Here is a 19,327-nt window from a genome sequence, read left to right on the forward strand (position 1 = left end):
ATTAAAAAGCCGTACTATTAGAACATCTTTGCGGACAAATAGGTTGTGAGCATACTAAGTTATGCTTCTATCTTTGCATTGGCTAAAATAAATAAGAAACAGATATGAATATGAAACAAGCGATTTTCTCTTTAGTTTTCCTGCTTGCAGCTACATGGGCGCATGCCCAGCTTACCTTGGATGAATGTCAGCGCGGGGCGCAGGCGAATTATCCGTTAGTACGTCAGTATGGATTGATAGAAAAGGCACGCGAATATGATCTGTCTAATGCCGGAAAGGGATATTTGCCCCAGTTTTCCCTGTCGGGTAAGGCTACCTATCAAAGTGATATAACCGAACTGCCTGTCGAGATACCGGGAGTCAATATAAAGACTGCTCCAAAAGACCAGTATCAGGTGATGCTCGAACTGCAACAGACCATTTGGGACGGTGGGGATATCCGTAACCGGAAACGCCTTACACGTGCGGCATCGGATGTAGATATGGAAAAGCAGCATGTAGATATGTATGCCTTGAACGACCGTATCAACCAGCTATTCTTCGGTATATTGCTGCTGGACGAACAACTGAAGCAGAATCAACTCTTGCAGGATGATTTGGGAAGAACACATAAGCAGGTGTCAAACTATATAATAAACGGTATAGCTACTCAAAGCGATTTGGATGCCGTCAGCGTGGAGCAACTCAATACCAAACAACGCCGTATCGAATTGGAGACATCACGCCAGGCATACATAAATATGCTTTCTGCTTTTATTGGAAAGGAAATTCCTGCCGGGACCATTTTACAGAAGCCTGTTCCGGAAGATTCGAACGGTATGGGAACCGGAATAAATAATCGTCCGGAACTGCGCCTCTTCGATGCGCAAGGAGAACAGCTAAGAGTGCAGGAAGCTATGTTGAATGTAAGACTGATGCCTCGTTTCGGACTGTTTGTACAGGGCGCTTATGGCAATCCGGGATTGAATATGCTGAAAGATGAATTTAATGCGTTCTATATGGCAGGTGTACGTATGTCATGGAACTTTGGTAGCCTGTATACTTTAAAGAACGACCGCCGCAGGATAGACAATAGCCGCCGGCAGATAGAAACAGGTAGAGATGTATTCCTTTTCAATACCCGCTTGCAGGCTACACAGCAGGATGCAGATGTAATATCCATGCGCAGGAAAATGGCAGATGATGATGAAATCATCCGTTTGCGTGAAAATATCCGTCGTGCAGCTGAGGCTAAGGTGGAAAACGGGACGCTGACTGTTACCGATATGCTTCGTGAAATAACCAATGAGAATTTGGCGCGTCAAACCAAGGCGTTGCATGAAGTGCAACTGCTGATGAACATCTGGCAACTGAAATATACATTGAATAATTAAGAATTTTCTAATAACAATAAAACCATATAATATGAAATCGTTTAAATTATTTCCGGTTCTGCTTTTTTTTACAGCTTGTGGCAGCGGCATCCCGAAATATGACGCTACGGGAACTTTTGAAGCTACCGATGTGATAGTCTCTGCCGAAGCCACCGGAAAGATACTCACTTTGGATGTGGAAGAAGGTACAACATTGAGGGCCGGACAGGAAGTCGGTGTCATTGATACTGTTCAGCTTTATCTCAAAAAGCTTCAGTTGGAGGCGAATGTCAAATCTGTGGAAGGGCAGCGCCCTGATATTCTGAAACAGGTGGCGGCCACTAAAGAACAGATTGTTCAGGCACAACGCGAACGTGACCGCGTGTACAATCTGCTTCGTGTGGGTGCGGCCAATCAAAAACAGTTGGATGACGCCGAATCGCTGCTTGAGGTACTTCGCAAACAACTCGCAGCTCAGAACTCCACCTTGCAGAACAGTGACCAGAGCCTGACGTGGCAAAGTTCATCGGTAGGCGTTCAGGTGGCACAGATTCAGGACCAACTAAAGAAATGTCATATTGCTTCCCCTCTGACGGGAACTGTCCTTGCCAAATATGCGGAAGCGGGAGAACTGGCGGCGCCGGGAACCCCGCTATTCAAGGTTGCCGATATGGAGCAAGTTTATCTGCGTGCCTATATCACTTCCGAACAGCTGTCCGAGGTGAAGCTGGGACAGAAAGTAACGGTCTATTCGGACTACGGCAAGGAGGTCCGGAAAGAATATCCGGGCGTTGTCACTTGGATTTCGGACAGTTCCGAGTTTACTCCGAAAACCATTCTAACGAAGGATGAACGCGCCAATCTGGTATATGCTGTTAAAGTGGCTGTGAAGAATGACGGCATGCTGAAAATAGGAATGTATGGAGGAGTAGAGTTCAAGTGATTGATGCTATGCAGCCGGCGTTGGGGTAAGTCACCGTTTATAATTAAAATTCAATAACAGTATGAGTTCTGCAGTAACTGTCAATAATGTATTTAAACGTTACGGCCGGGTGGAAGCCTTGCAAGGTGTTTCATTGTCTGTCGAGCCGGGTGAGCTTTTCGGCATCATCGGTCCTGACGGTGCGGGGAAGACATCCCTGTTCCGTATTCTCACCACTTTGCTGCTTGCCGATGAAGGCACAGCTACGGTTTGCGGACTGGATACGGCGAAGGACTATAAAGCTATTCGCGAGCGGGTAGGATATATGCCCGGACGGTTCTCGCTCTATCAGGATCTGACGGTAGAAGAAAACCTGAATTTCTTTGCTACGGTTTTCCATACCACCATTGAGGAAAATTATGATTTGGTACGCGACATCTACCGGCAGATAGAACCTTTTCGCAATCGTCGTGCGGGGGCTTTGTCCGGTGGTATGAAGCAGAAACTTGCTCTTAGTTGCGCGCTTATCCATAAACCGGATGTTCTTTTTCTGGATGAACCGACTACCGGTGTAGACCCTGTCTCGCGTAAGGAGTTTTGGGAAATGCTTCGCCGTCTCAGGGAACAGGGCATTACCATTATCGCGTCTACTCCAATTATTGACGAGGCACGTCAGTGCGACCGTATCGCTTTCATCAATGAAGGGAGGATACGTGGTATTGATACTCCCGACCGTATTCTGAAACAGTTTGCAGACATCCTTTGTCCTGCGGGACTTTTGCACGAAAAAGCGGATAATTGTGAGAGCTACGTAATTGAAGTAGACGGATTGACGAAACGTTTTGGCAGTTTTACAGCTGTCGACCATATTTCTTTTAAAGTGCGTCAAGGTGAAATCTTTGGTTTTTTGGGTGCTAACGGAGCCGGTAAGACCACTGCCATGCGCATGCTCACCGGATTGAGTCATCCCACCGAGGGCAAAGCCAGGGTAGCCGGTTTCAATGTCGCCACCCGGTCCGAGGATGTGAAGAGGAATATCGGCTATATGAGTCAGAAGTTTTCATTATACGAAGATCTCAAAGTATGGGAGAATATTCGCCTTTTTGCCGGTATATACGGAATTCCCGAACCGGAGATTGCTCCCAGAACAGACGAGTTGTTGCTACGTTTAGGATTGGAAAAAGAACGTGATACATTGGTGAAAAATCTGCCGTTGGGATGGAAACAGAAGCTTGCTTTCTCTGTGTCCATTTTTCATCATCCTAAGATTGTGTTTCTGGATGAGCCGACGGGAGGAGTTGATCCTGCTACTCGCCGCCAGTTTTGGGAACTGATCTATCAGGCTGCCGATCAAGGTATCACCGTTTTTGTCACTACCCATTTTATGGATGAGGCGGAGTATTGCGACCGTATATCTATCATGGTGGATGGAGTGATTCGTGCGCTCGACACGCCCGACAGGCTGAAACGACAGTTCGGAGTTGAGACAATGGATGATGTTTTCCAACAGCTGGCTCGTGAGGCTGTAAGGACGGCGGATTGATATTAGATATAAGACTTAAAAACAGATTGCGATATAACCATGAAACAATTCATAGCTTTTGTCCGAAAAGAATTCTTCCATATCTTCCGCGATCGGCGTACGATGCTGATCCTGCTGGGTATGCCCATTGTGCAGATCATTCTTTTCGGCTTTGCCATTACTACCGAAGTAAAGAATGTGCGTGTTGCCGTTCTCGATCCTTCCAATGATGTCGTAACTCGGCAAATCATCGATCGTGTGGATGCTAGTGAGTACTTTACTGTTATCCGCAGCTTGTATTCTCCCGAAGAAGCGGATCATTTTTTTAGGAAGGGCGATATTGATATGGCAATTGTTTTTAGCGAACATTTCTCGGATCATCTCTATACCGGTGAGGCAGAAGTACAGATAATCTCCGATGCCACCGATCCCAATATGGCTACCATGCAAGCCGGATATGCTGCAAATATCATATCCATGACCGGACAAGAAATGCTTCCGCCCGGAGTACGCACATCTGCAATTGTTCCTCAAGTCAAGTTGCTTTATAATCCGCAGATGAAGAGTGCATATAATTTTGTTCCCGGTGTTATGGGACTTATCCTGATGATGATTTGTGCAATGATGACTTCTATCTCCATTGTGCGTGAGAAGGAGACGGGAACGATGGAAGTGTTGTTGGTTTCCCCGGTAAAGCCCCTGTTTATCATTCTTGCCAAGGCAGTGCCGTACTTCGTGTTGTCGTTTGTCAACCTGATTACGATATTATTGCTTTCGGTCTATGTGCTCCATGTTCCGGTTGCAGGCAGCTTGTTTTGGTTGGTGGTCGTATCGCTGCTTTTCATATTCGTATCACTGGCTTTGGGATTGCTCATCTCTACTGTTACTCACACGCAGGTAGCCGCCATGCTGGTGTCCGGACTAATGCTGATGATGCCCACAATGTTGCTTTCGGGTATGATATTCCCTGTTGAGAGCATGCCTGTCATTTTGCAAAGCATTTCCACTGTGATTCCCGCACGTTGGTATATTCAGGCTGTGCGTAAACTGATGATAGAGGGAGTGGATATATCACTGGTGCTGACCGAGATCGGTATACTGGCTGTTATGGCGGTTCTGTTGATAACCGTTAGTTTCAAGAAGTTCAAGAACAGGCTGGAATGAAGTAATTTCAATTATAACAATTAGTAGTAAATACCTCTATGATTAAGTATTTGATAGAAAAAGAATTCAAGCAGATGCTCCGCAACTCATTCTTGCCAAAGCTGATTTTCATATTTCCATGTATGATTATGATATTGATGCCTTGGGCTGCCAACTTGGAGATAAAGAATATAAATCTGAATATTGTGGATAACGATCATAGCGTTGTATCCCGTCGCCTGGTAGACAAGATTAGAGCTTCTACCTATTTTCGTCTGACAGCGCTTCCGGCTACTTACGATGAGGCTTTGCTCGGTATTGAAGCGGGCACAGCAGATGTCATTTTGGAGATACCCTATGATTTTGAAAAAGATTGGATAAACGGTAAAGCTCCTCGTTTGCTCGTCGCAGCCAATGCGGTGAACGGAACAAAAGGGAGTCTGGGAGGTTCTTATCTGTCTTCCATCATCAGCGATTATTCTCGTGAACTGATGTCGGAAGTACCTGTAAAAGCATTAACAGGCAAGCCGCTTCCCCGTATCAGTGTTTCTACCTTGAACCTCTATAATCCTACTTTGAACTATAAGCTTTTCATGATTCCTGCATTAATGGTTATGTTGCTGACGCTGATTTGCGGCTTTCTTCCCGCACTCAATGTAGTGGGAGAGAAAGAGGCGGGGACTATTGAACAAATCAATGTGACACCGGTCAATAAATTCACATTTATTGCGGCCAAGCTGATACCTTATTGGCTGATAGGCTTTGTTGTGCTTACCATTTGTTTTGTACTCGCTTGGTTGCTATATGGTATTTTACCTGCCGGACATTTTCTTACTATTTATGTTTTTGCACTGGTGTTTCTGCCGGTTGTTTCCGGTTTTGGACTGGTCATATCCAATCATTCGGCAACGTTACAGCAAGCCATGTTTGTCATGTGGTTTTTTATGCTCGTCCTTATTTTGATGAGTGGTCTTTTTACTCCTATTCATAGTATGCCCGAATGGGCACAATGGATTACCCGTATAAATCCATTGAGGTATTTTGTTGAGGTGATGCGTACAATATATCTTCGCGGCGGTGGCTTGGCCGAACTGTTTCCTCAATTAGGAGCCTTGCTGATTTTTGCCATAGTTGCTAATATTTGGGCTGTGAGAAGTTACAGGAAAAGTAGCTGATTTTGGAAATTAACTTCGTGTTTGTACGAAGTTAATTTCCTATTGATACGAAGTTAATACTTTGCACTATATAAAGTTAACTTCTTGCATGATTGGATGTTAACTTTTTGTTCTCTCCTTTTTTAACTCATTTTGCATATTTTAGTGCTTCGTGAAGTGAATTGTTTTTTGTCGACTTTTTAGCGTAAATAATTAACGAGGTAAAATGTCCTGAATAGCGAATTCGGCTTTTCATGGAAAAGTGGGTAAATACTGAATGGAATTAAATAGTGGAAAATATGTGTAATTGTTGGCAATTATTTGTATTTCAGAAAAATATGTGAATGATAAAAGGTGTTTTTTAAACGTTCGTTTAATGGACGCAAAGATAACCTGTATTTTTGAAACAAGCAAAATGTTCAATAAAAATATTTTCATAAATTATCGGTTATAGGCATAACGCATTGTCTATTAGTTTTTTGAATCGAACTTCATTCATCCTTATTTTTTGCAAATTTCTAAGTGTTTCTTCCCCTTCTCTTTTCTAAAATATTGACGTTTTTTAAACGAACGTCTAAAAAACAGTTTTTGTGTTATAATCCGTTTGTTTACAGTAGTTTACTTGTACAAAAATGTACAACTACAGAGCAATCATAGGTGAGAGGGGCACAAAGCTTGCCGTATTCTATATAAAGTGTCTGCAATTGATTGGAATTCAAGCATCTGCGAGGGTTTCAAAGCCCCGGGAGAACGCCCTTTTCTGAAACTGGCCTATAAATGGAAACAGAGAAAGAGACCGAATTATGGTATGCCATGCGTGCCACCTACCGCAGAGAGCCGGATGCTGTACGCTTACTTGGCAAGGAGAATATGGATTGTTTCGTCCCCATGCAGTATAAGGTGACGGTTAAGAAAGGTAAGAAGGTCCGTATTCTGGTTCCTGTGATACACAATCTGATATTTGTTCATGCCTGTCCTTCTGCTCTGAAACGTGTCAAGTCTAAAGTTACTTATTTACAATATATCACCGATACCCGCAGTGGTGAGAAAATCATCATCCCGGATAATGAGATGCGTCGTTTCATAGCAGTGGCGGGGACTTACAGCGACCAGCTTCTGTACTTCCAGCCCGAAGAGGTAAACTTATCCAAAGGAACAAAAGTCCGTATCACAGGTGGTGACTTCGAGGGTCAGGAAGGTATCTTCCTGAAAGTGAAGGGAGCACGTGACCGTCGTGTTGTCATTGAGATTCAGGGTGTGATTGCCGTTGCCATGGCTACTATCCATCCTGAACTGATAGAAGTAATCAAATAATTGATTGTAGATCGTTTTACAGTTGTCAATTCATAACTCATAATTTATAATTCATTATGTCTCTTTCTGAAGAAACTCTTTCCCTTCAGCGTGCCGCGCACGACCTGATGTATTTGGGTATGGACGGCAGTCCCGTCTACAGCGATGATCTTTCCCGTCGTAACGGTGAGGTTTACCGTATGACCACAGCTTTGTATAATTCTGGCTTCAAAGGTTCCACTGTTGAAGAACAGGCTAATGTCTGCCTTGCTCTTCTGATGGGCTACAATGCTTCGTTTATTGATCATGGTGAAAAGCAGGAACATATTCAGGAGATTTTGAATCGCTGTTGGGATATTCTTGAAGTTCTTCCCGTATCATTATTGAAACTTCGTTTGCTTACTGCTTGCTATGGTGAAGTTTATGATGAGCCTTTGGCTGATGATGCACGTAAAATTATTGCTGGTTGGGATGAAAAGATACTTATTGCTGAACAACAAGAAGCTATTGAAGAATTTCAGAATGTGGTGGATAATCCTTATCCGTGGGAATATGTTGACGAATAGAACAAATATGAATAAACCTTACCCTTGGAAGAAAAAGCGTATATTTGCATATATCTTCTAAGAAATGAGGTAGAAATAGAACAGATGCGAAAATAGCCGATTGGCATACAAGCCTTTTGAGGAAATACGTAAGGATAATGATTGGTTCAGACGGGTACACCTACTTATCTTGTTGACTTGCTGAAACAGAGTGATTATGTTGATTGGTGGGGTAGAAGTACAGGCATCTGCTTTTTCGGAATATCGTGCGGAGGTAAGAAACCCGCTTCCTATGATTTATCAGAGTGGTAATCTCACAATCAAGGGATATGATAAAGAGGTTAGTCTTTATATTTTGGGATTTCCTAATGACGAGGTTCGTTATGGCTTTTTGAATTTCCTGATGCCCTATTATACAAAAGTGTCTGATGCGGAGACCGGTTTTTATATTGTAAAATTCATGCGTGAGTTGAGGACCGGTAATGTAGATGTTTTCATGGAGCGCCTGAAAGTGTTTTTTGTAGGCATGCCTTACGAAACACCTTAGATGGGAGGACGTTGGTGAAAGTAGGGGTGAACTTCAGTAAAGAAACGAGTAATGTGGATGAGTATACCATAAGATAGCTTTCTGCTCACTTCATTAAACAGGCTGGTTCCATTATCTGTAATCTATAAAATTGAAAATTGTAGAAAGTTTTTTTACTTGCCTAAAGTAAAGGTTACCGATTAATATTGTAAAACCATTTGATTGCTTTTCTTCACCACGTTCAACGGGACCATCATTTTATTTATAATGTTTTCAAGATGCTGCAAGGCGGCAAAACTCCTCCGCCAAAAGGCATATGTTTTATATCTCAAGTATAAAAGGATGTAAATTCTGTGCCGTCATGAACTGTGTCGGGTTGATCAAATACTCCTGAGACCCCGATTCACAATCGTGAAAAGTCTGAGCCTTATTTATAGCCAATTTTGATAATATTCCCGGTGTATACCATTGACAACAGTCTCATGCTCCATTTCGTTCTTAATTCCGGTCATGTTTATTGACATGGAGGACAGTTGGTACGGGACAACCTTGGTTTTCGGACAAGGACATTGAGAAGACAAGAATATTGAAAAAATAGAGAAAATGAGAGAATACCAAGAATTGAAAATTGCTGTAGCCGGTACTGGTTATGTTGGTTTAAGCATGGCTACATTGCTTTCGCAACATCATGAGGTAGTCGCTGTGGATGTAATTCCAGAGAAGGTTGAGAAGATTAATCATCGTATCAGTCCTATTCAAGACGATTATATTGAGAAGTTCTTTGCTGAGAAAGAACTGAACCTTACTGCCACGCTCGATGGTGCATCAGCATATAAGAATGCCGATTTTGTAGTGATTGCTGCTCCCACTAATTATGATCCAGTAAAGAATTTCTTCGATACCCATCACATCGAGGATGTCATTGACCTTGTACTGAGTGTGAATCCTGAGGCAACCATGGTTATCAAATCAACTATCCCTGTGGGCTACTGCCGTTCATTGTATGTGAAATACGCACAGAAGTTTGCACAGATGGAGCCATTGGTAGACAGTAAACGTCGTGAGCTCCGACTTCTCTTTTCTCCCGAGTTCCTTCGTGAGAGCAAGGCTCTTTACGATAATCTCCATCCAAGCCGTATCATCGTAGGCTATCCCAAGATGATGGGAGCAGAATGGGAGGAGGAGAATGTAGCCATCCGCCAGATTCAAGGCAATCACATGAAGGAGGCTGCCATGACCTTTGCCCGCCTCCTTGTTGAAGGAGCAGAAGGTCCTTCTGTCGAGAATCCCATCATGGAACAGTACAAGGATACCAAGAATATTCCTGTACTCTATATGGGTTTGAAAGAAGCGGAAGCTGTGAAACTTTTTGCCAATACCTACCTTGCCCTTCGCGTATCCTATTTTAATGAGTTGGACACTTATAGTGAGGTCAAGGGGCTTGATTCTGCCGCCATCATTAACGGTATTGGTCTTGATCCACGCATTGGCACACACTACAACAATCCTAGTTTCGGTTATGGCGGTTACTGTCTGCCAAAGGATACCAAGCAACTTCTTGCCAACTATCAGGATGTACCTCAGAATATGATGTCTGCTATCGTAGAGAGTAACAGAACCCGTAAGGACTATATTGCTGATGCCGTACTTCGCAAGGCTGGCTGGTATGATTATAGTGAAAACAACCAGTACGACGGTTCAAAAGAACCAGTTACCATCGGCATCTTCCGTCTTACCATGAAGTCGAAATCTGACAATTTTCGCCAGAGCGCTATCCAAGGTATTATGAAGCGTGTAAAAGCCAAGGGCGCTAACGTCATCATCTACGAACCCACCCTTTCCGATGGCGATCTCTTTTTTGGGAGTAAGGTAGTCAACGATCTTGTCCGGTTCAAGTCTCAGTCGAATGCAATCATCGCCAACCGTTTTGACGATTGTCTCAAAGACGTAGAGGATAAGGTATACACACGCGACGTTTTCCGCAGAGATTAAAAATTATTGGATTATACTCATATTTGAATTTTTACTGAATACCCCAACATATTAGATAACCCCACTTATTAATATGGTAAAGAAAATTATGTTAGTCTTCGGAACCCGACCGGAAGCCATCAAGATGTGTCCCTTGGTCAAAGAACTCCAGAAGCGCCATACCGAATTTAAAACCATTGTGTGCGTTACCGGTCAGCATCGCGAAATGCTCGATCAAGTACTCACCATCTTTGACGTTCGTCCCGACTATGACCTCAACGTCATGAAGCAAGGTCAGAATCTCACCGACATCACTTCACGCATTCTTACTGGTATGTCTGACGTGTTCAAAGAGTGTCGTCCTGATGTAGCTCTCGTTCATGGCGATACCACTACCTCCACCACCGCAGCTTTAGCCGCTTTCTATGCACAGATTCCCGTGGGGCATGTTGAGGCAGGTCTCCGTACGCACAATATCTACAGCCCATGGCCTGAGGAGATGAACCGCCAAATCACTGGGCGTATTGCCACCTATAACTTTTCGCCGACTCCACTCTCCGAGAAGAATCTGCAGGAGGAGAAGGTCCATGGTAATATTTATGTCACCGGTAATACCGTGATTGACGCTCTCCATATGGTCGTTGACAAACTTAATGCCGATATCGTCCTCGCTCAGGAGCAGAACCAAGTCCTACTTAATGCTGGTTATGACGTCACCCGTCTTTATGGTGGTAAGAAACTTGTCCTTATCACCGGTCACCGACGTGAAAACTTCGGCGATGGCTTTATCCGCATGGTCACCGCTATGAAGGATCTTAGTGAGAAGTATTCTGAAGCAGACTTTGTATATCCGATGCACCTCAATCCAAATGTACGCAAGCCAATTCATGAGGTGTTTGGTGAAGACCTAACCCGTCCTAATTTCTTCTTCATCGAGCCCTTGCAGTACCTCGAGTTTGTGCATCTTATGGCTAAAGCCACCATTGTTCTTACCGACTCTGGTGGAATTCAAGAAGAAGCTCCGGGGCTCGGCAAACCAGTTCTTGTTATGCGTGACACCACCGAACGTCCCGAAGCTCTCGCCTCGGGTACCGTTCACCTTGTGGGTACCGATTATGACAAGATCGTGAGTGAAGTCAGTACCCTCCTTGATGATGCAACTGCCTACAAGCAGATGTCACATGCCGCCAACCCCTATGGCGATGGCCAAGCTTGTCGTCGCATAGCCGATGTGCTCGCAGGTAAAGGCACAGACCGCTATGAGGTGTAATTTAACATTATGGTAATATATATGAAAATGAGTATGTTAATACTGTTGTTGGGGCAAGATTGGAGGTAGACTATTAACGATACTCTAGTCTTAGACACTGTGGATTTTGGTGACTATTCATAGTCTATCCTGAATTCAGAACTCAGATGGTATACCGTATGAGAGGTCACTCTAGAGTACTGTCAGTTCTACTGAAGTCGCTCAGACTATTCCACTACCTCAATTTTTATATCAATTGTAGAAATATTGAAGGGGGGCTCTTTATCGAGCATAGTTTTTCTACCATTATTTCGTGCCGACACATTGGTAAGAATTGTTGGATTAATCAGTAAGCAACTATCGGTTATAGTGATAAGGTCAACTGCCCTACCATTGGAAATAATGTCAATATCAAAGCAGGATCCAATGTTTTGGTTGTTAAAGATGTACCTCCTCATTCAATAGTTGTTGGTGTTTCGGCCAAGATAATTAAAACAAGAAATTCTGAGTTTGAAGCGTGAATTAAGGTAAAGTAATAAGGATAAGTGCGTAAGCATTCAATATCCCAAAAATATCATTAATGGGTACAGAGATTATGCTAATATGATTCTTGGCAAAATCACTTTGGCAACGAATTAATGTTAATTTTAGAGCTCATTATTTAACATATTCTTTAATTAGGACATTCAAAGTGCCTTATTAAGGCGGTGTCCTAAATTGAGTATTTACAATAACAAACATTATGGACAAAAAAAAAACAGTTTATGTTGGTATGTCTGCTGACATCATTCATACTGGTCATTTGAACATCATTCACGAGGCTATGAAACTTGGTCGCGTGGTGGTAGGTGTACTTACTGATGAGGCTATTGCTAGTTATAAGCGTCTGCCTTATCTAACTTACGAGCAGAGAAGTGAGATCGTTGCTAATCTCAAGGGTGTTGATGAGGTAATTCCTCAAACTACTCTTGATTACGTTCCTAATCTAGAGAAAGTACGTCCTGATTATGTACTCCATGGTGATGATTGGAAACAGGGTGTTCAACAAAAAACTCGCCAGCGTGTTATAGATTGCATCTCGCAGTGGGGCGGTAAGGTAATCGACATACCTTATACTCAGGGGATTTCCAGTTCTATGCTCAACCAGCGTTTGAAGGAAATCGGTACTACTCCTGAGGTTCGTATGAAGCGCCTCCGTCGTCTTATTGCAGCTAAACCTATCGTGCGCATACTTGAGTCACACTCTGGCCTTACCGGTTTGATTGCTGAGAATGTTTGCGTAGAAGTGAATAATGTAAAGCGTGAATTCGATGGTATGTGGGCTTCTTCACTCACGGATTCTACGTCTAAAGGTAAGCCCGATATTGAGGCTGTTGATTTGACTACTCGTCTTCATGGCCTGAATGATGCTCTTGAGGTAACTACTAAGCCTTTTATCTATGACGGTGATACTGGAGGCAAACTCGAGCACTTCGTATTTACCGTACGTACTCTTGAGCGTCTTGGCGTATCGGCAGTTATCATTGAGGATAAAGTAGGCTTGAAGCAGAATTCGCTTTTCGGTACAGATGCTGTTCAAACTCAGGATACTATCGAGGGCTTTTGCGCTAAGATCAAAGCTGGTAAGAACGCTCAGATTACTGATGACTTCATGATCATCGCTCGTTGTGAGTCGCTCATCGCTGGCAAACCTATTTCTGATGCTATTAAGCGTTGCTTCGCTTATGTTGAGGCTGGTGTTGACGGTATCATGATTCACTCAAAGGAGAAAACCGGTGAGGACATCAAAGAATTCTGTCGCCAGTTTCGTGTTAAGTATACTGATGTACCTATTGTAGTAGTTCCTACCACTTATAATCAGTTTACCGAGGAGGAACTAGTATCTTGGGGTATCAATGTAGTAATCTACGCTAACCATATGCTTCGTGCTTCTTATCCTGCAATGATGAACTGCGCTAAGTCTATCCTTATGCATTCTCGTTCGAAAGAAGCTGCAAATGAGTACTGCATGCCTATCAAGGAGATTCTCGAACTTATTCCTGGAACCAAAAACTAATCAAAGATTATGGTGAGACCTGAATTTTTCGTAAATACTCTTAAGGAACATGGCATAGATTTCTATGCTGGTGTTCCTGATTCACTACTCAAAAATATCTGTGCCTACATTACCGATAACCTTCCTGCTGAGCAGAATATTATAGCTGCCAACGAGGGGGGGGCTATGGGTATTGCTGCTGGCTATCATTTGGCAACAGGCAAGGTAGCTGTCGTTTATATACAGAACTCTGGTGAGGGTAATATAATCAATCCGTTGGCTTCACTTACCGATAAAGAGGTATACAATATCCCAGTATTGCTCGTTATCGGTTGGAGAGGTCACCCCGGTGTGTATGATGAGCCTCAGCATATAAAGCAAGGTAAGGTGACTATCGGTCTGTTGAATACCATGGGCATTAACTATGCTATTCTATCTAAAGAGGAAGAGGATGCTGCAAAGCAGATTAAGATTGCTGCCGACTTCATGAAGGTTACCAACGAGTGCTATGCACTTGTTATCGAGAAAGACACCTTTGATACCTACAAACTTCGGGATGTTGAGATGAACGACCTTACCATGTCTCGCGAGGAAGCAATTCGGAAAGTAGCTTCGAACATCGAGGATAACGCCTGCATTGTATCAACCACCGGTATGATTTCGCGCGAGCTTTTTGAGGCACGTACCACATGGAACCAAGGTCACGAACGCGATTTTCTCACTGTGGGTTCTATGGGGCACGCTTCGCAGATTGCTCTTGGTATCGCACTCCAGAAGCCTGAGCGTAGAGTATATTGCTTTGATGGCGATGGTGCCAGTATTATGCATATGGGCAATATGGCTATTGTCGCCAGCATGAAGTGTAAAAATTATGTGCACATAGTGTTCAATAATGGTGCACATGATTCAGTAGGTGGTCAGCCTACTGTTGGTCTCAAGATCGACCTTTGTGCTGTTGCTAAAGCAGTGGGTTATGTGGCAACTTGTTCGGTAGAGACCATGGAGGAACTCGAAGCAAGACTTCCTGAAATCAAGAATGCAGAAGGTCCTGTACTCCTGCAGGTTTGTGTCAAAAAGGGTAACCGTAAGAATCTCGGTCGTCCTACTACGACTCCTATTCAAAACAAAGAATCTTTTATGGCCTTCCTTCAGAAGTAATTGAATTAGGTTATGCAGCAAAATATCATTCAAGGGATCAATAAACTACCTTTGGTATTGAATGAGAGTGGTAGTAAGAAGTTATTTATTGTTACCGGTTCTCGTTCTTATCAGTCGCTCAATTTCAGGGATATGATTAAGTCGCTGGATATCGATAAGGTTTATTTTACCGAATTTACGTCTAATCCATTGTATGAACAAATAAGTAAGGGGATCGAACTTTTCAAATCAGAGGATTGCGATGGTATTTTGGCTATTGGAGGTGGTAGTCCGATGGATGTGGCAAAATGTATAAAACTTGCAGTATTGGCCAAAGAGGGAAATGATGCAATCATTCCTCCTTTGGTAAATACATGTGTAGAAATTGACGGTACTAAGATTCCTTTCATTGCCATTCCAACCACTGCTGGAACGGGTAGCGAAAGTACACACAATGCTGTTATGTATTACGAGGGAGCAAAGCAGACCGTCACAAACGATGGTATCTTGCCAGATTACGTATTTTTGGAACCATCTGTTCTAAAGTCGCTTTCTCAGTATCAGAAGAAGTGTACTATGATGGATGCTCTCTGCCAAGGCATCGAATCTTGGTGGTCAGTCAACTCGACTGAAGAAAGTTATGAGTATAGTCGCAAGACGATTGAACTCATTATGCAGAACTGGGAGAAGTACATCTTTGAGAACGATGATCAGGCAGCTGCTAATGTCATGTTGGGAGCTAACTACAGTGGTCGCGCTATCAACATTACTCAAACTACAGCAGCTCACGCCATGAGCTACAAGATTACTTCTCTTTATGGATTCCCTCATGGGCATGCAGTAGCTGTGTGTTTGCCTGTTATATGGAAATATATGCTTGATAATTTGTATCACGAGAACTATTGTGTAGATACAAGAGGAATAGAACACCTTATTTGTATATTCAATGATATAGCTAAGGCAATGGATTGTAATACGGCGCAAGAAGCAATAAGTAAATTTAAATACATGCTGTCAAAATTAGTATTAGTAAATCCAGTTGATAACAAACGTAATGTTTCAATACAAATACTTACAAACTCAATAAATACAACAAGACTTAAGAATAACCCTATTGTGCTTGACAAAAATACTGTACGCCTGCTGTATAATGTCATAATAAAGTAATGATTGATATGATTGCAAAAACAATTATTCATTCTATTCTAGAAATTATTGGAATAGATAAGATTAGAAAAGAAAGAAAGATAAAAAAGGCATGTGCATTACTACAGGACGTTGGTGGTGAAGCATTACAAGCTTATTACGATGTAGCCAGTGAACTTAGCATCATTTTTGTTCCTATATTTGGTACTTTGTTAGGAATATACAGAAATCATGATTTTATCCCTTATGATGATGATATTGATATGGCACTTGATATCAGAAGCTTGTCGGATAATCTTTTGATTTCTTTGAAAAAACACGGATTTGAGTTTAGTAATATTTTTGTCGCTTCTGATTTTAAAGGATGCCAACTTCCTATGAAGTTCAAAGGGTTAACATGTGATATTTATTTTTCATATATAGATGTAAATTCACAATCACACATTTTTCTTCCGTTGGCTATTACGGGCCATGACTGGTTGTTTTCAAGCAATATGAATCTTTTTAGAGCAAAGGATGTTGTTGTGCCCTATGAAACTTCAACTATGGCTTGGAAGTTTAGAAATAAGGAAATTAAAATTCCATTAAACTCAGTAGAAATCTTGAAAACTCTTTATGGAGAGGATTTCATGACACCAAAGAAGAATGCGCATGCTGATCCTAATGTTTATCAGACACCGCTTTACGAACGCAATTTCAGGAGTATTCCTATAGAGTTTTGTAAAGAAAGTAACTTTTGGGAACAAATCATAAAAGTTGGAAGATACTAACTTGATATGGTAGGAGATCTTAAAAGCAAATCTGTAAAGGGAGTAATATGGTCCTTTGTAGAGTCTGCATCAACAAAGGTGATTCAATTTGTGATTAGTGTCATAATGGCTCGTCTTCTTATGCCTGAAGATTATGGTATCGTTGCCATCATTTTTGTGTTCATTACAATATCACAGGTATTCATAGATGGAGGTTTTGCTACGACACTGATTCAGGACAAGTATAAGACTGAGCGTGATTATTCAACAATATTTACATTCAATGTTTTACTGTCTGTATGTTGTTATCTTATTTTGTTTTTTGCGGCTCCTTATATATCATCGTTCTACAATAACGATGTTACATTATATCTAAGGGTTCAGAGTTTGGGAATCATAATATTTTCATTCTCTGCTATACATAAAGTGCGAATGACTGTTGATGTTAATTTTAAGGCTATTGCTAAAGTTACTGTTATTTCAGCATTATTCTCAGGTGTAGTAGGTATTATACTTGCTTTTAAGGGGGGGGGAGTTTGGGCTCTGGTAGGACAATATTTAACCTCTGCAGTTGTGATGACCGGTATGTATACTATCACTCAGAGGTGGAAACCTGTATGCTTTTTCGATGTATCATCATTTCACCGCTTATTCCCATTTGGCACGCGTTTGATGGCGGCCAGTATTATTGATAAAATTTACGCTAATCTCTATCCTATAATAATTGGAAAGTTCTGTACTCCAGCTCAGTTAGGTTATTATTCACGTGCCGAACAGTTTACTTCGATGCCAGCATACATTTGTGTTGAGGTATTTTCTCGTGTCACGTTTCCAATCATGAGCAAAATAACCGATGAGCGCCAATTGATTTCTGTTTATCGCAAATACATATCATTGTCTAGCTACATAATAATACCTTTGTTGTTTGTTTTGCTCGTTCTTGCAAAACCATTGGTGCTGATTCTTCTTACAGAAAAATGGGCAGACGTTATTGTACTTATGCAAATCCTTTGTTGTGGCTTTTTGCTAGAACATATTAGTTGCATAAATCGCAATCTGATTTATGTTAAAGGTAGAGCAGACCTAGCTCTTAAACTGGAGGTGATTAAAAAGGTTACTGCTTTCCTGATTCTTATAATATCTGTGCCTTTTGGACTAATAGGCCTTTGTGTAGGTAAGGCAAGTTACGGCCTATTGGCTATGGTACTAAACTCTGCGTATACAAAAAAACTAATCGGAATATCTATTTGGGAACAAATAAAAGACTTTACACCTAGCATGGTATTGGGTATCATTGGTGTACTTGTTGCTTTAATTCCTGTCTATAGCTTTGATAATATGTACATGCAATTCTTTGTTGGAGGATTCGTTTTTTTTGTATGTTATGTAGGCCTGTCAATAATAACAAAGAATGAATCTTTGAAAGAAATAATAGCTATTATTAAAAAAAATCTTTGAAAACGCAAACAATAATGAACTCAAGCAAACTGACAGTTATATCCAATTTGCGCCCATTTCTGTTGCTTTTGGTCATTATCAACCACTGTACACCTGTAAGGTTTACTAGTTATGTGAATGGGGGGGATTTTGAAATGCTCAATATGTTGCAAAACTTGTTCGGACATATATTGACCCCATCAGCTACCGGACTCTTTTTCCTTATTTCTGGCTTCTTGTATTTTTACCGAGTAGACCAGTTCACTTTAGATGTATACAAAGTCAAATCCAGCAAGCGAGTGAAGACTTTGGTTGTACCTTATTTGGTATGGTGTACCATTTCAGCTTCATACGAGTTTTTATATCAAGTATATCAATGGCATGCTAACGGTTACCCCATAAGCTTCAATCTTTTGGAGTCACTGTGGTGTGCTGCCATTTATGGGGAGAGAAGAATCTGAATATTTTGGGCTGGTCAATGCCTATGTATGGTCCGGCAGACTTACCGCTATGGTTCCTGCGCGATCTTATTGTCGTATCTTTCTGTACTCCTATTATCTATTTGTTGCTCAGGTATCTGAAAGGATTGCTGGCCATTGGTATGATGTTACTATATGTAACACAGTTATGGACATCTGTTCCTGGTTTCAGCATACATGCATTTCTGTTCTTCACTTTGGGAGCTTATATGGCTGTTGATCAAAAGGAGTTTTGTCTGATAAATTCAGAGTCGCTCAATTGGCTTATTGTCTTCTTGGCTGTAGTATCTATTGCTATTGGACTATATCAATATCCGCAGTCTCAGGAAGGGCTCAGATACATACAGCAGACAACAACTATATTAGTAGCAATAGCAATGGTATGGCTAGCAAAATCAATCAATGAGAAATACTGTATTGTTATCCCTAACATCATTGATCAAAGCTCGTTCTTTGTATATGCCATACATGCATGCGGATTGTTTATTGCTCCTACTTCCATTTGTCTCAAGCTTGAGCAATGCTCTTCTTTTCAGAACGAATGGTTACTATGCTTATTGTATTTGTTGAGTCCCTTTATGGTATATGGAATATCTGTAGTTTACTACTACGTACTAAATAAATTTTTTAAGCCCATAATGCCTGTTCTTACAGGTAACAGATAAGG

General features: G+C 41.7%; 16 protein-coding genes and 1 pseudogene. All 17 read left to right on the plus strand.

The features are described from left to right. The first annotated feature begins 104 nt into the window (after window positions 1-104). The gene (locus NQ546_RS10650; protein ID WP_004291155.1) at window positions 105-1,373 is read left to right on the plus strand and encodes a TolC family protein; all 1,269 of its coding nucleotides are present in this window, start codon (window positions 105-107) and stop codon (window positions 1,371-1,373) included. 31 nt (window positions 1,374-1,404) lie between these two features. Next, window positions 1,405-2,295 carry an HlyD family secretion protein gene (locus tag NQ546_RS10655; RefSeq protein WP_004291154.1) on the plus strand — a complete coding sequence of 297 codons (891 nt, stop codon included), beginning with the start codon at window positions 1,405-1,407 and terminating at the stop codon, window positions 2,293-2,295. Window positions 2,296-2,356: 61 nt separating this feature from the next. Beyond that, window positions 2,357-3,817 (plus strand): ATP-binding cassette domain-containing protein, encoded by a 1,461-nt coding sequence (locus NQ546_RS10660; RefSeq protein ID WP_004291153.1) that lies wholly within the window; start codon window positions 2,357-2,359, stop codon window positions 3,815-3,817. A gap of 39 nt (window positions 3,818-3,856) precedes the next feature. Beyond that, window positions 3,857-4,960, plus strand: coding sequence for an ABC transporter permease (locus NQ546_RS10665; RefSeq protein WP_004291152.1), 1,104 nt, complete (start codon window positions 3,857-3,859; stop codon window positions 4,958-4,960). A 38-nt stretch (window positions 4,961-4,998) separates the two neighbouring features. Next, window positions 4,999-6,114, plus strand: a complete 1,116-nt coding sequence (locus tag NQ546_RS10670; protein WP_004291151.1) for an ABC transporter permease — start codon at window positions 4,999-5,001, stop codon at window positions 6,112-6,114. Window positions 6,115-6,870: 756 nt separating this feature from the next. Continuing rightward, window positions 6,871-7,407 (plus strand): UpxY family transcription antiterminator, encoded by a 537-nt coding sequence (locus tag NQ546_RS10675; protein ID WP_004292416.1) that lies wholly within the window; start codon window positions 6,871-6,873, stop codon window positions 7,405-7,407. Window positions 7,408-7,463: 56 nt separating this feature from the next. Then, window positions 7,464-7,952, plus strand: a complete 489-nt coding sequence (locus tag NQ546_RS10680; protein WP_115615912.1) for a UpxZ family transcription anti-terminator antagonist — start codon at window positions 7,464-7,466, stop codon at window positions 7,950-7,952. 147 nt (window positions 7,953-8,099) lie between these two features. Then, window positions 8,100-8,555: pseudogene (locus tag NQ546_RS10685) on the plus strand (hypothetical protein); the annotation flags it as partial. A 505-nt stretch (window positions 8,556-9,060) separates the two neighbouring features. After that, the gene (locus tag NQ546_RS10690; protein WP_004291148.1) at window positions 9,061-10,449 is read left to right on the plus strand and encodes a UDP binding domain-containing protein; all 1,389 of its coding nucleotides are present in this window, start codon (window positions 9,061-9,063) and stop codon (window positions 10,447-10,449) included. A gap of 73 nt (window positions 10,450-10,522) precedes the next feature. Next, window positions 10,523-11,698: a non-hydrolyzing UDP-N-acetylglucosamine 2-epimerase gene (wecB, locus tag NQ546_RS10695; protein WP_004291147.1), complete on the plus strand. Its 1,176-nt coding sequence runs from the start codon at window positions 10,523-10,525 to the stop codon at window positions 11,696-11,698. Between the two features lie 721 nt (window positions 11,699-12,419). Further along, window positions 12,420-13,733, plus strand: a complete 1,314-nt coding sequence (aepX, locus tag NQ546_RS10700) for a phosphoenolpyruvate mutase (protein WP_172556394.1) — start codon at window positions 12,420-12,422, stop codon at window positions 13,731-13,733. A 9-nt stretch (window positions 13,734-13,742) separates the two neighbouring features. Continuing rightward, window positions 13,743-14,870, plus strand: a complete 1,128-nt coding sequence (gene aepY, locus NQ546_RS10705) for a phosphonopyruvate decarboxylase (RefSeq protein ID WP_004291144.1) — start codon at window positions 13,743-13,745, stop codon at window positions 14,868-14,870. A gap of 12 nt (window positions 14,871-14,882) precedes the next feature. Continuing rightward, a complete protein-coding gene (locus tag NQ546_RS10710) occupies window positions 14,883-16,016 on the plus strand; it encodes a phosphonoacetaldehyde reductase (protein ID WP_004291143.1) in 1,134 nt (377 codons plus the stop codon). Then, window positions 16,016-16,765: a LicD family protein gene (locus NQ546_RS10715; protein WP_004291142.1), complete on the plus strand. Its 750-nt coding sequence runs from the start codon at window positions 16,016-16,018 to the stop codon at window positions 16,763-16,765. Before NQ546_RS10710 ends, NQ546_RS10715 begins: the two co-directional genes overlap by 1 nt. Before the next feature lie 6 nt (window positions 16,766-16,771). After that, entirely contained in the window at window positions 16,772-18,202 is a 1,431-nt protein-coding gene (locus NQ546_RS10720) for a lipopolysaccharide biosynthesis protein (protein ID WP_004291141.1), read from the plus strand. A gap of 14 nt (window positions 18,203-18,216) precedes the next feature. Then, the gene (locus NQ546_RS17400) at window positions 18,217-18,642 is read left to right on the plus strand and encodes an acyltransferase family protein (protein WP_039953302.1); all 426 of its coding nucleotides are present in this window, start codon (window positions 18,217-18,219) and stop codon (window positions 18,640-18,642) included. After that, the gene (locus NQ546_RS10725; RefSeq protein ID WP_147293904.1) at window positions 18,609-19,325 is read left to right on the plus strand and encodes an acyltransferase family protein; all 717 of its coding nucleotides are present in this window, start codon (window positions 18,609-18,611) and stop codon (window positions 19,323-19,325) included. Before NQ546_RS17400 ends, NQ546_RS10725 begins: the two co-directional genes overlap by 34 nt. Window positions 19,326-19,327: the final 2 nt, after the last annotated feature.

This window comes from Bacteroides eggerthii, from assembly GCF_025146565.1.
GTDB lineage: Bacteria > Bacteroidota > Bacteroidia > Bacteroidales > Bacteroidaceae > Bacteroides > Bacteroides eggerthii.

Bases quoted from the DNA above. Each gene is read 5' to 3' on its own strand.
- NQ546_RS10650 (WP_004291155.1), top strand. From the start codon at position 105: ATGAATATGAAACAAGCGATTTTCTCTTTAGTTTTCCTGCTTGCAGCT.
- NQ546_RS10655 (WP_004291154.1), top strand. From the start codon at position 1,405: ATGAAATCGTTTAAATTATTTCCGGTTCTGCTTTTTTTTACAGCTTGT.
- NQ546_RS10660 (WP_004291153.1), top strand. From the start codon at position 2,357: ATGAGTTCTGCAGTAACTGTCAATAATGTATTTAAACGTTACGGCCGG.
- NQ546_RS10665 (WP_004291152.1), top strand. From the start codon at position 3,857: ATGAAACAATTCATAGCTTTTGTCCGAAAAGAATTCTTCCATATCTTC.
- NQ546_RS10670 (WP_004291151.1), top strand. From the start codon at position 4,999: ATGATTAAGTATTTGATAGAAAAAGAATTCAAGCAGATGCTCCGCAAC.
- NQ546_RS10675 (WP_004292416.1), top strand. From the start codon at position 6,871: ATGGAAACAGAGAAAGAGACCGAATTATGGTATGCCATGCGTGCCACC.
- NQ546_RS10680 (WP_115615912.1), top strand. From the start codon at position 7,464: ATGTCTCTTTCTGAAGAAACTCTTTCCCTTCAGCGTGCCGCGCACGAC.
- NQ546_RS10690 (WP_004291148.1), top strand. From the start codon at position 9,061: ATGAGAGAATACCAAGAATTGAAAATTGCTGTAGCCGGTACTGGTTAT.
- wecB (WP_004291147.1), top strand. From the start codon at position 10,523: ATGGTAAAGAAAATTATGTTAGTCTTCGGAACCCGACCGGAAGCCATC.
- aepX (WP_172556394.1), top strand. From the start codon at position 12,420: ATGGACAAAAAAAAAACAGTTTATGTTGGTATGTCTGCTGACATCATT.
- aepY (WP_004291144.1), top strand. From the start codon at position 13,743: ATGGTGAGACCTGAATTTTTCGTAAATACTCTTAAGGAACATGGCATA.
- NQ546_RS10710 (WP_004291143.1), top strand. From the start codon at position 14,883: ATGCAGCAAAATATCATTCAAGGGATCAATAAACTACCTTTGGTATTG.
- NQ546_RS10715 (WP_004291142.1), top strand. From the start codon at position 16,016: ATGATTGATATGATTGCAAAAACAATTATTCATTCTATTCTAGAAATT.
- NQ546_RS10720 (WP_004291141.1), top strand. From the start codon at position 16,772: ATGGTAGGAGATCTTAAAAGCAAATCTGTAAAGGGAGTAATATGGTCC.
- NQ546_RS17400 (WP_039953302.1), top strand. From the start codon at position 18,217: ATGAACTCAAGCAAACTGACAGTTATATCCAATTTGCGCCCATTTCTG.